The 12,651-nt window shown below is 62.5% G+C and carries 11 protein-coding genes and 2 pseudogenes; 5 read left to right on the top strand and 8 right to left on the bottom strand.

Translation table 11 applies throughout. The features are described 5' to 3' along the window. From JWP26_RS10250 to JWP26_RS10235, 4 genes and pseudogenes are all read right to left on the bottom strand, one after another. Window positions 1-509 (bottom strand): annotated as a pseudogene (locus tag JWP26_RS10250) (oxidoreductase); the annotation flags it as partial. A gap of 262 nt (window positions 510-771) precedes the next feature. Beyond that, complete coding sequence (locus JWP26_RS10245; RefSeq protein WP_299726761.1) at window positions 772-1,413, bottom strand: ThuA domain-containing protein; 642 nt, start codon at window positions 1,411-1,413, stop codon at window positions 772-774. A gap of 21 nt (window positions 1,414-1,434) precedes the next feature. Then, the gene (locus JWP26_RS10240) at window positions 1,435-2,535 is read right to left on the bottom strand and encodes a Gfo/Idh/MocA family oxidoreductase (RefSeq protein WP_299726758.1); all 1,101 of its coding nucleotides are present in this window, start codon (window positions 2,533-2,535) and stop codon (window positions 1,435-1,437) included. A gap of 15 nt (window positions 2,536-2,550) precedes the next feature. Beyond that, window positions 2,551-3,780 (bottom strand): ROK family transcriptional regulator, encoded by a 1,230-nt coding sequence (locus JWP26_RS10235; RefSeq protein ID WP_299726755.1) that lies wholly within the window; start codon window positions 3,778-3,780, stop codon window positions 2,551-2,553. Window positions 3,781-4,012: 232 nt separating this feature from the next. On the opposite strand from JWP26_RS10235, the gene JWP26_RS10230 reads away from it, so the two are divergent. The 3 genes from JWP26_RS10230 to JWP26_RS10220 all read left to right on the top strand — a co-directional run bounded on the left by JWP26_RS10230 (window position 4,013) and on the right by JWP26_RS10220 (window position 7,193). Continuing rightward, the gene (locus JWP26_RS10230; protein WP_299726752.1) at window positions 4,013-5,308 is read left to right on the top strand and encodes an extracellular solute-binding protein; all 1,296 of its coding nucleotides are present in this window, start codon (window positions 4,013-4,015) and stop codon (window positions 5,306-5,308) included. Between the two features lie 153 nt (window positions 5,309-5,461). Continuing rightward, window positions 5,462-6,322, top strand: coding sequence for a carbohydrate ABC transporter permease (locus tag JWP26_RS10225; RefSeq protein ID WP_299726764.1), 861 nt, complete (start codon window positions 5,462-5,464; stop codon window positions 6,320-6,322). Then, window positions 6,315-7,193 (top strand): carbohydrate ABC transporter permease, encoded by an 879-nt coding sequence (locus JWP26_RS10220; RefSeq protein WP_299726749.1) that lies wholly within the window; start codon window positions 6,315-6,317, stop codon window positions 7,191-7,193. The genes JWP26_RS10225 and JWP26_RS10220 overlap by 8 nt, the downstream gene beginning before the upstream one ends. A 357-nt stretch (window positions 7,194-7,550) precedes the next feature. Here the strand turns inward: JWP26_RS10220 and JWP26_RS10215 are convergent, their stop codons facing one another. The 4 genes from JWP26_RS10215 to JWP26_RS10200 form a co-directional block, all read right to left on the bottom strand. Continuing rightward, the gene (locus JWP26_RS10215) at window positions 7,551-8,618 is read right to left on the bottom strand and encodes an ABC transporter ATP-binding protein (RefSeq protein ID WP_299726746.1); all 1,068 of its coding nucleotides are present in this window, start codon (window positions 8,616-8,618) and stop codon (window positions 7,551-7,553) included. Window positions 8,619-8,725: 107 nt separating this feature from the next. Next, window positions 8,726-9,493, bottom strand: coding sequence for a pyrroline-5-carboxylate reductase (locus JWP26_RS10210; protein WP_299726743.1), 768 nt, complete (start codon window positions 9,491-9,493; stop codon window positions 8,726-8,728). A 108-nt stretch (window positions 9,494-9,601) separates the two neighbouring features. Then, window positions 9,602-10,834, bottom strand: a complete 1,233-nt coding sequence (locus tag JWP26_RS10205; RefSeq protein WP_299726740.1) for a hypothetical protein — start codon at window positions 10,832-10,834, stop codon at window positions 9,602-9,604. Next, window positions 10,825-11,400 carry an SH3 domain-containing protein gene (locus tag JWP26_RS10200; protein WP_299726737.1) on the bottom strand — a complete coding sequence of 192 codons (576 nt, stop codon included), beginning with the start codon at window positions 11,398-11,400 and terminating at the stop codon, window positions 10,825-10,827. Before JWP26_RS10200 ends, JWP26_RS10205 begins: the two co-directional genes overlap by 10 nt. A gap of 146 nt (window positions 11,401-11,546) precedes the next feature. Between JWP26_RS10200 and JWP26_RS10195 the strand changes: the two genes are divergently transcribed. Further along, a complete protein-coding gene (locus JWP26_RS10195) occupies window positions 11,547-11,987 on the top strand; it encodes a hypothetical protein (RefSeq protein WP_299726734.1) in 441 nt (146 codons plus the stop codon). 237 nt (window positions 11,988-12,224) lie between these two features. Further along, window positions 12,225-12,651: pseudogene (locus tag JWP26_RS10190) on the top strand (DUF4173 domain-containing protein); the annotation flags it as partial.

Genomic DNA, 12,651 nt, shown 5'->3' with positions numbered 1-12,651 from the left:
AGCAGGTGCACGGCGATGGAGCCGGTGCCGCCCCCTGCCCCGGTCACCAGCACCTCGCCATCGCCGGGAGTGAGGCCGTTGGCCTCAAGCCGGTCGATGGCGCGCATGGCGGTGAACCCGGCAGTCCCCAGCACCATGGCGGTACGGGTGGACATGCCCTTGGGCAGCGGCACCAGCCAGTCGGCCTCAAGCCGCAATTTTTGCGCATAGCCGCCCCAGCGGGTTTCGCCGACGCGCCAGCCGGTCAGGATGACCTGATCGCCACGGGCATAACGCCGATCGGTGCTCTCAAGCACAGTGCCCGAGGCGTCGATACCGCCGACATGGGGGTAAGCCCGAACGATGCCCCCACCGCCCGTGAGCGCGAGGCCATCCTTATAGTTGAGGCCGGACCAGTCGACGGCGATGGTGACGTTGCCGTCCGGCAGGCGAGTTTCCTCCAGCGTCTGGACGCTAGAGGTGATGTTGCCGGCTTCGGATTTTTCGGTGAGGAGGGCTTGGAAGGGCATGGGTGGGCTCGGGGGCGGATTCAGAGCCTCACCCTAGCGCCCGCAGCAAGCGGGAGGGAACAGGTTTTGTGTCGGGAAACACGATCGCGCCATATGCACCGGACCAACTCCTCCCCTTGACGGGGAGGTTGAGTGGGGGTGTTCGGAGCCACGATTCAAGATCGGGGCTAGACATCCCCCCAACCCTTGATCCCTCCCCGCGAAGGGGGAGGGAGACGACTGAAAGTCCGGGAAGGCTCCCCTCAGCAGAGAGTAAAGATCCTTACCGCGCAGCCCAGTTCATGCCGCGACGCAAAATGGTGTTCATCTGCGGCACCTTGAATTCGCTCGATACGTGGCCGAGCGAGGAATAAAATACCCGCCCCTCGCCATGCTTGCGCTTCCACACCACCGGCATGGTGACGCCGTTGATCCAATAGGCGTGATCGCCATTAAACGTCGTGGTTGCCAGCACCTCGTTGGAGGGGTCGACATGCATATAGTACTGCTCGGAATGGTAGGCGAAGCTCTCGATGCCGGCCATGACCGGGTCATCCGAGCGGGTGATATCGACGCGGTAGTCGATGATATTGCCGGGGTGAGCCACCCACTGGCCGCCGACCATGAACTGGTAGTCCACCGCATCGCGGAAAGCGTCGCCCATGCCGCCGTGATAGCCGGCAAGACCCACGCCGCCCTGGACCGCGGCGACGAGGTTGGACACCTCTTCCTTCTCGATCTTGCTCATGGTGAAGATCGGCACGATCAGGCTCAGGTCCTTGATCGACGGATCGGCAAAAGCCTCGGTGGTATTTTCCACATAGACCTTGAAGCCGTCTTCTTCGAGCATGGTCTTGATGATGGCGGCGCATTGTTCGGGCTCATGCCCGCTCCAGCCACCCCAGACGATCAGTGCTTCGCGCATAGTAGTTCCTCCGAATATTCTTTAGCCCAGCCGGCCGTTGACCAGCGATTCCGACAGGGGCGCCGGGCGGGTGACCGGCGTGGTGATGTCAACGACCCGGCCCGATTGCGACGAGGTCTCGAACGCTTCCATGACTTCGAGCACGTGCAGCGCCAGATCGCCACTGGCCCGGTGCGGACGATTGGAGACGATGGCATGCGCCATGTCGGCCAGACCGATCGAGCGGTAATTGCCCTCGCCCGCATAGGGCATATCGGTTTCGACATTGGCCCATTCGCCGCCCTTTTTCAGCAGCTCGATCTGGCCGCCGAAATGGTTGGGGTCGGGCACGATCAGCGTGCCTTCGGTGCCGTAGATTTCGAGCGGCACATGCTTATGGGCAGCGACGTCAAAGCTCATCGTCACCTGCACTACGGCGCCGTTGACGAAGACCAGCGTGCCCGAAACGTGGGTCGGCACATGGACGGGGATGACCTCGCCATTGCGTTCCTTGGACGTGATGGTGCGGGTCGGGCGCACCATGGTGCCAAAGCCCGAGACCTTGGCGACGGGGCCAAGCAGGTTGACCAGATCGGTGATGTAATAGGGTCCCATGTCGAGCATCGGTCCGCCACCGGCTTCATAATAGAAGGCTGGATTTGGATGCCAGCGCTCATGGCCGGGGCACATGAAATAGGCGGTGCCACCAACGGGCTGGCCCAGCGTGCCCTCATCGACAATGCGACGCGAGGTCTGGTGGGCACCACCGAGGAAAGTGTCCGGCGCTGAGCCGACGCGCAGGCCCTTGGCCTTGGCGGCCGCGAGCAGTTTCTGGCCCTCGGAAAACACCACGCCGAGCGGCTTTTCCGAATAGACATGCTTGCCGGCCGCGATGGCGCGCAGGCCAACATCCACATGCGCATTAGGGATGGTCAGGTTCAGGATGATATCAATCGACGGGTCGGTGAAGATATCGTCGAGGCCGACCGCCTTGAGGCCGAATTCATCGGCGCGCGCCTTGGCCGCCGCCGGGTTCATGTCCGCGACGGCGCGGATGTCGAGAATGGGGAAATCCTTGCTGGCCTTGAGGTAGGCCGCCGAAATATTGCCCAGGCCGATAATGCCGATACCAACTTTATCCATGATCTATCTCCCCGCTTATTTTTCTGAGAATTCGATTGCAGTGCTGCGCCGCGCCGGGCCGGTGGTGCCCCAGGGCGAGCCGTAGAGTTCGCCCAGCGCCACAGCGGCGGCGCCGCGCGCCCACAGTTCGTCGCTGACCTCGTCGATGACGATCTGGGCGACATTCTTGAGCGGATCGGGGATGGCCTTGGCAAACGCCACCCGCAACGAGTCCAGCAAATAATCGCCGAGCGCCAGTGTCGAGCCGACAAGGATCACGCGCGGCGGCGCAAACAGCGCAACAAGATTGGCGATGGCGATGCCCAAAGCCGAGCCGGCGCGGGCGGCGGCGATGCGCAATTCGTTGTCGCCCTCTTCGATCAGGCCACGGACGCGCCCCATGCCCTGCCCCAGCCGGATGGCGTCGCGGACGCGCGAGTCGCCATGGTCTCCATCGAGGATGGCGCGCTCGCTGGCGAGTTCGGAGAGCTTGATGGCATGTTCTGGGTCCGAACCCATGATCATGTCGCCCAGCGTCAGGCTCAATTCGCGGGCGCCGCGGAAGAGTTGGCCGCCATGCAAAACGCCGAGGCCCAAGCTCTCCTCGATGGCTACCAGCACGAAATCGTCGCAATCGCGGCCGCGGCCGAACCAGTGCTCGGCCATGGTGATCGCGTTGGCGTCGCTTTCCACGATGGTGTCAATATCGAGCCGTTTAACGATGGCTTCCTTGAGCGACACATTGGGATCGCGGAATATGGCGCTGGAGCGCACACGGCCGGTGCCGTGCTCGATGATGCCGGGCAGCGACAGGGCGACGGTCTTGATTTCGTTGAGCGCCAGACCTGCGTCCATGACGCAGCGGCGCACGCCATCCTCGACGAGATCGGCAATCACCTCGACCGGCAGGCGATCGACGCGGACCGGCAAGGTCAGGCTGGCGAGCACATCGCCCTGGAAATTGGTGACGCAGAATACCAGCCGGTTGGAGGCGATCTTGGCGCCGACGACACGGGCGGCCTCGGGATTGAGGGTGAGCATGACGCGGGGCCGTCCTCGGGCACCGCCGCCGCGCAAATCGCCCTCATGGCGGGTGGAAATCAGCCCATCGTCAAGCAGCGAGGCCGTGATGGCGGAGACCGTCGTGGCCGAAAGCACCGTGCGCTCGCCGATCTCGACGCGCGAAATCGCCCCGAACCGCCGAATGGTATCGAGAACGTGGAAGCGGTTGATCGCCCGCATCAATTCGGGGTCGGCGGTCTTCATCGGGCGGCAATAACTCGGTTCGTCCCCTCGCAGCCGCAATTACAACGCGACGCGAATTAAGTGCGGTGGTTGTAGCCGCGGGTTTGGTCGGGGCGCAAGAGCAAAACGCCCGATATCCGGCAATTTCGTCGCTAGTCGTCGCGCCGTTTCGAGCTGGGCCTTGACAGATCGATAAAGCCGCGCCCTATTTAATGCGCATCAAGGACAAATATGTCCATGCGGGAGGATTACCATGAAATTGCATTTTGGCCGCGCCACGCGGCGCTCATTTATGCTTGCGCTCAGCGCCATCGCCCTGACCGCCGGTGTGTCCGCATCCTATGCGGAAAGTACCATCAAGTGGATGCATCTGGAAGCCAATCCAGACCGCCTCAAGACCATGCAGGATCTCGCGGCGGCCTATGAGGCCGACCATCCGGACGTCAAGATCGAGTTCCAGTTCCTCGAAAACGAGGCCTTCAAGGCCAAGCTGCCAACCCTGCTGCAGTCCAATGACGCGCCCTCGATGTTCTACACCTGGGGCGGCGGCGTGCTGAAGGCACAGTCGGAAACCGGCAAGATCCGCGACATTACCGCGGCGATGGATGCCGATGGCGGCGCTTGGCGCAACACGATTTCGCCTGCGGCCGTCGATGGCCTGAGCGTGGATGGCAAGGTTTGGGCCGCGCCCACGCAGTCCGGCGTGGTCTCGTTCTTCTACAACAAGGCGCTGTTCGAAAAAGCCGGCGTCGACGCGACAACGATCAAGACCTGGGCCGATTTCCTCGGTGCCGTCACCAAGATCAAAGCTGCCGGCATCACCCCGATCGCGGGCGGTGGCGGCGACAAGTGGCCGCTGCATTTCTACTGGAGCTATCTGGCGATGCGCGAAGCTGGCCAGGCCGGATTCGCTGCGGCCAAGGGTGGTGAAGGCTTCCAGGGCGAGGCTTTCGTCAAGGCCAGCCAGGATCTCGCCGACCTCGGCAAGCTGGAACCCTTCCAGGACGGCTATCTGGGCGCCAACTGGAACGACACCCAGGCCGTGTTCGGCGATGGCCGCGCCGCCATGCTGCTCGGCTTTGAAAATACGGCGACGCCGCAGAACCAGGCCAATGTGGCCACTGACGGCAAGGGCCAGCCGCCAGAAAACCTGGGCCGCTTCGCCTTCCCGCTGGTTGAAGGCGGCGCCGGTCTCGTCACCGACGACTTCGGCGGCCTCAATGGCTGGGTGGTGACAACCAATGCACCACCGGAAACCGAGGACTTCCTCAAATTCCTGACCAACGAGGCCAGTGAAGCCACGATGGCCGAGAAGAACAACATCCTGCCGACGACGCTGGGCGCCGAAAGCGGCGTCAAGGACCCATCAATGGCCGATAGCGCCGCGCAGATGGCCAAGGCCACTTGGCACCAGAACTATCTGGACCAGGACCTGGGCCCCAATGTCGGCCGCGTCGTCAACGACATGTCGGTCGGCATCGTCTCGGGTGAAGTGACGCCCGAAGATGCCCTGCAGCAGATCCAGGACGCATTCTCGATGGAAATGTAGTCGCGAACACCGCCGCGCCGTCTTCGGATGGCGCGGCGGGTTTTTCGTTTTAAGCAGGAGCGACCGGCCGCAATGAGCCAGATCACTACCGCGAGCGGCGTGTCAGCGCGTCCCTTCAGCTTTCTCGGGCTTGGCCGCCGCCGGCGTTCACAGATGCGCGGCAAATGGCCGGTGCTGGTGCTGTTCCTGCCGCCAGCGCTGCTGCTGTTCACGGTCTTCGTCATCCTGCCGATGGGGGAAGCCGCGTGGTATTCCTTCTTCAACTGGAACGGCTATGGCCTGCCGACCCAGTGGATCGGCTGGAAGAATTATGAACTGGTGTTCAAGCAGAGCGCGTTCCGCAATGCGCTGGTCAATAACGGCCTGATCATCCTGATTTCGATCTGCATCCAGGTGCCGTTGGCGATGTGGCTGGCCACCATGGTCACCCGAAACATCAAGGGCGCGACGTTTTTTCGCCTGATCTTCTTCCTGCCCTACGTGCTGGCCGATGTGGCGGCGGGCCTGATCTGGCGCTTCGTTTATGATGGCGAATTCGGCCTCGTGGCCAATATCGCGCGCGCCTTCGGGCAGACGCCGCCCTTCTGGCTGGCCGACAAGCAGGTGGCGTTCTACGCTGTGCTGGCGGTCATCGTCTGGAAGTATTTCGGCTTCCACATGATGCTGTTTATCGCCGGGCTGCAGTCGCTCGACAAGAGCGTGCTGGAGGCTGCCGATATCGATGGCGCGACCGGCTGGCAGAAATTCTACCGCGTCACCCTGCCCCTTTTGGGCTCGACGGTGCGCCTGTCGATCTTCTTTGCCGTGGTGGGTTCGCTGCAATTGTTCGACATGATCATGCCACTGACCGGCGGCGGACCATCGAATTCCACGCAGACGCTGGTGACCTTCCTGTTCTCGTTCGGCGTGATGCGCATGCAGGTCGGCTTCGGCTCGGCGGTGGGCGTGATCCTGTTCATCATCTGCGTCACCCTGGCGTTCAGCTACAAACGGGTTTTCATGAAAAATGACTGAGCTGACCGCAACCCCAATCGATGCCGCGACGGCCCCCACGGGCGGCCGCCGGCTGAGCACCAGAACACAGACCTATCTCTACGCCTGCCTGATTATCGTGGCAGCAATCGTCGTCGTGCCCCTGCTCACCACCGCCTTTGGTGGCTTCCGCACCATTGGCGACCTGCGCGGCAATGCCTTCGGCATCCCGAAGGAATGGATCTGGTCGAACTACGGCGATATCCTGTTCAGCCAGCGCTATTGGCTACAAATGGGCAATTCGCTGCTGATCGCGGTGCTGACGGTATTTTTGACGCTGCTATTCGCCTCGATGGCGGCTTTCACCTTCGCCCATGTAAAATTCTTCGGCTCGGATTTTTTGCTCAATTACTTCCTGGTGGGGCTGATGTTCCCCGCCGCCACGGCCATCCTGCCGCTGTTCATCCGCATTCGCGATCTGGGCCTGCTCGATACCTATTGGGGCGTTGTGCTGCCGCAGGTGGCGTTTGGCCTGGGCATGAGCATCCTCTTGTTCCGCAACTATTTCCGCAACCTACCCACCGAACTGTTCGACGCCGCCTTCGTCGATGGCGCGGGCTATTTCCGGTTTTTCTGGCACATTTCGCTGCCGCTAAGCCGGCCGATCATCGCCACGGTGGGCATCATCTCGTTTGTGGGCAGCTGGAACAGCTATATCCTGCCGCTGATCATGCTCAACTCGGAGAGCAAGTATCCCTGGCCGCTCGGGATCATGGTCTACAAGGGTGAATTCGCGACGGATTGGCAGTTGATCCTGGCGTTCATCACGCTGACGATTCTGCCAACCGTGATCGTATTCTTTGCCGCACAGAAGCATATTATCGCGGGACTGACGGCGGGGGCGGTGAAGTAGGACACCGTCGGCATCCCAATCTCGATGTCACCCCGGCGAAGGCTGGGGCCATCTTGAGATGGCGAGATGCGCACGAGTTCTCGCTCGGCAAGCTTGTGGCTGATCAAATATTGGTGCCCCACCCAAGGCCTGTCTCGCCCCCTCCCCCGCAAGGGAGAGGGAAGCAGGCTGACGGCCTTGATGATGGAATAACCGAACGGCCAGTCGATGCCCTCCCCCTTGAGGGGAGGGATCAGGGGTGGGGGGAATCCTCCACAGACTGGGACTTGTTTTGGCTAACGCCACTCTTGGGGTGAGTTCCCCCCACCCTAACCCTCCCCTCAAGGGGGAGGGGATCAGATCGAGTGGGCGGAGCGACTAGGCGCTGACCCGATTCCCACTCGCCGCATCGAACACATGCACCTGCTCACGCCCAGCGCGGACGCTCAGGCGGCTGCCGGCGTCTACGTCCACGGCGCCGCTGACCACTACGGTGATTGCCCGGCCCCCGATCTGCAGATTCACAAAGGTCTGCCCGCCGGTGGGCTCGACATAGTCGACATCGCCCTCGATCACGGTGCCCGGACCATCAAGCAGCAAATGCTCGGGCCGCAGGCCAATGATCACGGCCTGCCCCACCGATACCGCGCCGCCGGGCACGAAATCGAACACCACGCCTTCGGGCGTCTTCGCCTGACCCGGACCGACAATGCTGGCATCGAGGAAATTCATCGACGGCGAACCAATGAACCCCGCGACAAACACATTAGCCGGATGACGATACAGCTCCATCGGCGTGCCCGATTGCTGGATCACGCCCTTGTCGAGCACGACGACGCGGTCGGCCAAAGTCATGGCCTCGACCTGATCGTGGGTGACGTAAATCGAGGTCACTCCGACCTTCTTGTGCAGCGCCTTGATCTCGCCGCGCATCTGCACGCGCAGCTTGGCATCGAGGTTGGACAGGGGTTCGTCGAACAGGAACACGGAGGGGTCGCGCACGATGGCGCGGCCCATGGCGACGCGCTGGCGCTGACCACCGGAGAGCTGGCTGGGCTTGCGGTCGAGCAACGGTTCCAGCTCCAGCATGCGAGCGGCGTTGGCGACGCGCTTGGCGATTTCGGCCTTGGGCTTGCCGGACAGTTCGAGGTTGAAGCTCATATTGCGCGACACGGTCATGTGCGGATAGAGCGCGTAGCTCTGGAACACCATGGCGATATTGCGCTCGCGCGGGGTCAAGTCATTGACGACCTGATCGCCGATGGCGATCTCGCCGCCGGTGATGTCCTCGAGCCCGGCAATCATGCGCAGAATGGTGGACTTGCCGCAGCCCGACGGGCCGACCAAGGCGACGAACTCGCCCTCATCGACATGCAAATCGATGCCCTTGATCACCGAAACGGGGCCGTAGCCCTTTTCGATATTGCGTAAATCCAAAGAAGCCATTGGTCCGTCTCCGCCCTGCTGGTCATTGCCAGCCTATTGGGACACAATATTATTTGGATTGCGCAGAAAATCAACGGCGCAGTCACAAGCCTATCGTCTAATTCGCCTCATCGGCCTTTGACGCGGGCAAACAGCCCATCAAGGCCCTCGGTGTAGCTCTGCTGCGCGCCGGTTTCATCCAGATGCCGGCGTAGCTGTTCGTTGAGGCCCCCAGGCGTGGCGTAGTCGCGCACCAGTTGGGCATAGCCTACTTCGGGATTGTCAGCGGCCGCGGCGGCGAGTCCCACCCCAAGCTGGGCCAGATAGGCCCGCGATTGTTCGGCCGGAATGCCCTTTGCCACCAACCAGTTGTCGATATTGGCCATGGTGGCGAAGTGGGCGCTCATGGTGGCGCTGGCGACGGTCAGCACATCGATATCGTCCTCGCTGGCCAGCGTGATGGCGCGGCCAAGCCGGTCGAACATCGCCGCGATTTCCGGGTCCGCCGGATAAAGCAAAGTGCCGCCCAGCCCACTGGCGACGAAGGGCAGCGGCACCGCGCGGCGCAATCGCGCGGCCGGCTCAACCAGTTCCGACAGGCGGCGCATCGAGACGGTGGCAACGAGGCTGATAACCCGGTGGCGCGGCTCGAACCGCAGGTCCCCCATCACCTCGGCGATCACCTGCGGCGTGACGGCGATGAACACCGTATCGCACCGGTCAAGCACATCCTGGTTGGAGGCGGCGATCTGCACATTTGGAAGTCCGGCGGCCAGCTCGGCGGCCAGTTCCGCATTGCGCGGCGACAGCGCGATCGGCCGATCGTCCCCGCCCCGCCGCAGCCCCCGCACGATCGCCGCGGCGATCGTACCTGTCCCAACAAAACCCAGTGTCATCGGCAAATTCCTACAAAAATACAGGGATTTAATGCGTGCTGAAAATCAATCTCACAAGCCTGGCGGTGTTCTCCTCAATGCGCAATGCCGCCCGGTTCGGCTTGTTCCTCAGGAGTTCAGCGACGGAAAATAATCGGACGCCGTATCGGTCAGCAGGTTCCTGATCTGGGCCAGCGGCATGGTGACGATGGCGCCCATGCAGGCGGCCTGGTCGATGCCGCCGATCAGGAACACCGCGGTGTCGTCCGGGGCAAAGCTGATATCCAGATGCTCGGCGATGTTCCCGTTGATCTCGCATTCCGCCGCATAATCGGCGTCATAGTCGGGCGTCTTGGGATAGGCCGCAATGACCCAATCCACCAATGCCTGGGTCGGATCGTTGCTGGCAGCGTCCCAGTCCTTGAAAATCCGGCTGAGATCCAGCGCGCCACCGGCACGAACATCGTAGGTGTAATAATCGATGTGATTGTGGGGCGAGGCACCGCCGCAATAGATGCTGCCGCCCTGGCTGATGCTCATCACGGTGTCGCTGATATAGTCGACCGAAATGCCCTCCTGGTCGATATCGCCGAGCGGGCTATAGCCATTGCCGACGCGCCGGGTATCCCAGCCACCGCTGAGATAGTCCTGGCCCAGGCATTGCAGGCCGATGAAACTGGTGGCCCAGCGCTGCTGGTCGAGCATGGTGTTGACCGGAGCGATATCGCCACCGCCCGGCAGCGACACGACGCGGGGAAAGGTGAACTTGGTGCGCGGATCGATCACCTCGTGATAGGTCGCGCCGTTCATGGTCTGGAGCGGACCTTCAGTCAGCGCCACCTGCATCTTGGCGTAGTCGTAGGGCGTGTTCTCGGGCGTGATCGGGGCGCCGTCATAGTCGTTCCACAGGAAATAATCGTAGGCGAAGCCATCCTCGCGGTCGTAGACCCGCTGGCCGACGCGCGTCAGCGTCACCGCTACCACAGCGGCACCGGGCACTTCGGCATACCACAAGCCCGTCAGGGTCGCGCGGTCGGCCGCGTAATGCAGTATCCAGTGCGCCCCCAGCGGCGCGGTGCTGTAGTCGCCGTCCTCCGGCACCACGCAGATCTCGGGCGTACACCGCTTTTCCTCGGCCAGCTCAAAGCCGTCCTTGCCTTGAATGATGAAGTGCAGCGGCACGTCGGCGCCTTCGGACAGTTGCGTATAGCGACCGAGCACCGGGCCGTCCTCGGGTTCGGTGAGTTCGAGGATGATCTTCTGGTCCCCGCGCGTACCCGAATAGGTCACCGCCGCAGCGAAGGCCGGAGCGGCGGCGAGGCCGATCAGCACGGCGGCAAGGGCGATGGGCTTCATGAACATGTGGTGGCCTGATTGGCGCAGAGATCGGTGACCCAGCCGCGCTTGGTCTGGCCGGCCGGGTTGGTGATGGTCACGTCGAGAAAACCGCCATCGCAGCCGTGGATGGTGGTGATCCGCGCGGTGCCGAGATACCAGGGCGTATCGGAGGCCATTTCGAGCGTCACTTTTGCATCGAGCGACGGCGCCTCGCGCATGTTCCAGTCCTTGACTTCAAATTCCGCCAGCTTGGCCGAAATCCAGCCGGGGCCCTTGAAGACGTCGACCGGGGGGAAGTCGCCATAGTCGCGCATGCGGATATCGCCGATTTTGAACCAGCCATCCTTGAACGCGGTCACCGCAAATTCCGGCGACCAGTCGTAGCCCTCCGTGTCGTGTACCGCCTTGAGCACGCCGATAATGTCGTGATCGGTGCCGGGACCACTGCGCACGTTGGCGCCGGCGGGGTCGCTGTCGTCGGAATAGGCTTGGAAGCTGCAGATATTGCTGGCGGCAAAGCTGGGCAAGCCAGTGGCAAGCAGCAGCACTCCGGCGAGCAGGGTGGAGACGAAATTGGGACGCTTCGGCATGAAAGCTCTAATCGGAAATGGTTGCGGCGGGACTGCATCTGTCATCGCCCGCAGCGGGTGAACCCAGGCTGAATGAGCCGTGGGTCGGCGGTTCAATCGGAGCCCATTATAGGGCGCCCAAGACATCATCACCGAAGGCCATCGCCATGTATCTGCCCCCTATCGCCTTGAGCGCTGTCATGCTGCTGGCCGGTATTCTGCCTGCGGCCGCCACGGGCACGCTGTCCTGCAGCGTCCAGGATCAGCATGTGGCCTTCGACATCATGGGCGTGGTGCCGCATGGGTCGGGCGATCCGCTGATACAATTGCGCACCGAGCTTCGGGCTGGCCTCGATGGGCCGGCGGCGGATCAGCAGCTCGTGGTCTTCACCGATGCGATGCTGACGCAATATTGGTACGACGAGAACGTGCTGAACCTGCGCTTTTATACCGAAGACAATAGCGGCGCCTTTTCGTCGTCCGAATTGCTGATCACCACGCAGGCCGATACGGAACAAGACGGTTTCTTCCCTGGCCGTTATCACGTCAGCCTCTATCGCGACGGCCCGGTCGAGATCGATGGCGAAGTGATCTGCTCGGCGGATTGACGAACTCCTCAATAGCTCCTCCCGCTCTGCACAAATTCTGCAATCGCCCGGCGCATCTTCTGCTCATGCGCAACACCGATACGACCCAGCCCGATCGCTCCGCCCAGATGCCCTACCGTCTTCGTCATGACGGCTGGTGGCTGGTCGGCGACCTCCAGATCCCATGCACAGGACCCGGGCTGGGTCATTCGGGTTGCGCTTTTTCTTTGATCGATTGCCGTCCCGAGGAGGACTTGAATGACCGAAACGACAATCAGCGTGGTGCCGCCACCCAGCTTGCGATTGCGCCACGCCGGTAGAGCCATCGCCGCGACGCTGGCGCTGGTTGCCGTCGCCGACCTGCTGCTGTTTCGGCACGAGCCGGGCCTGTCGTTGGCTATCCTCGCCGCCGCCATCGCGACGGGAGCCGTGTTGACTGCCATAAGGCCGATCAGCGCCAAGTCGCTGGTCATCGCCATCGCAGTGACCATTGCCGCGGTCCTGCCCCTGATCGAGGCGCCCAGCCTTGCCGGCCTGTTCTGCGCGCTCGTCGCGCTGTCGGTCCTGTCACTGAGCTTATCAGGACGCCTGCCTGCCCGCCTCACCACCTTGCCCGGCAAGCTGTTCGGTTTCGCCCTGCTGGCCCCGTTTCGCTGGATCGAGGACGGCGTGCAATTGCTCGCCA

The sequence above is a fragment of the Devosia sp. genome (assembly GCF_028290435.1).
GTDB lineage: Bacteria > Pseudomonadota > Alphaproteobacteria > Rhizobiales > Devosiaceae > Devosia.
This window is presented reverse-complemented; position numbering and strand designations above follow the sequence as displayed.

Bases quoted from the DNA above. Each gene is read 5' to 3' on its own strand.
- JWP26_RS10245 (WP_299726761.1), bottom strand. From the start codon at position 1,413: ATGCGCGAAGCACTGATCGTCTGGGGTGGCTGGAGCGGGCATGAGCCC.
- JWP26_RS10240 (WP_299726758.1), bottom strand. From the start codon at position 2,535: ATGGATAAAGTTGGTATCGGCATTATCGGCCTGGGCAATATTTCGGCG.
- JWP26_RS10235 (WP_299726755.1), bottom strand. From the start codon at position 3,780: ATGAAGACCGCCGACCCCGAATTGATGCGGGCGATCAACCGCTTCCAC.
- JWP26_RS10230 (WP_299726752.1), top strand. From the start codon at position 4,013: ATGAAATTGCATTTTGGCCGCGCCACGCGGCGCTCATTTATGCTTGCG.
- JWP26_RS10225 (WP_299726764.1), top strand. From the start codon at position 5,462: ATGCGCGGCAAATGGCCGGTGCTGGTGCTGTTCCTGCCGCCAGCGCTG.
- JWP26_RS10220 (WP_299726749.1), top strand. From the start codon at position 6,315: ATGACTGAGCTGACCGCAACCCCAATCGATGCCGCGACGGCCCCCACG.
- JWP26_RS10215 (WP_299726746.1), bottom strand. From the start codon at position 8,618: ATGGCTTCTTTGGATTTACGCAATATCGAAAAGGGCTACGGCCCCGTT.
- JWP26_RS10210 (WP_299726743.1), bottom strand. From the start codon at position 9,493: ATGACACTGGGTTTTGTTGGGACAGGTACGATCGCCGCGGCGATCGTG.
- JWP26_RS10205 (WP_299726740.1), bottom strand. From the start codon at position 10,834: ATGTTCATGAAGCCCATCGCCCTTGCCGCCGTGCTGATCGGCCTCGCC.
- JWP26_RS10200 (WP_299726737.1), bottom strand. From the start codon at position 11,400: ATGCCGAAGCGTCCCAATTTCGTCTCCACCCTGCTCGCCGGAGTGCTG.
- JWP26_RS10195 (WP_299726734.1), top strand. From the start codon at position 11,547: ATGTATCTGCCCCCTATCGCCTTGAGCGCTGTCATGCTGCTGGCCGGT.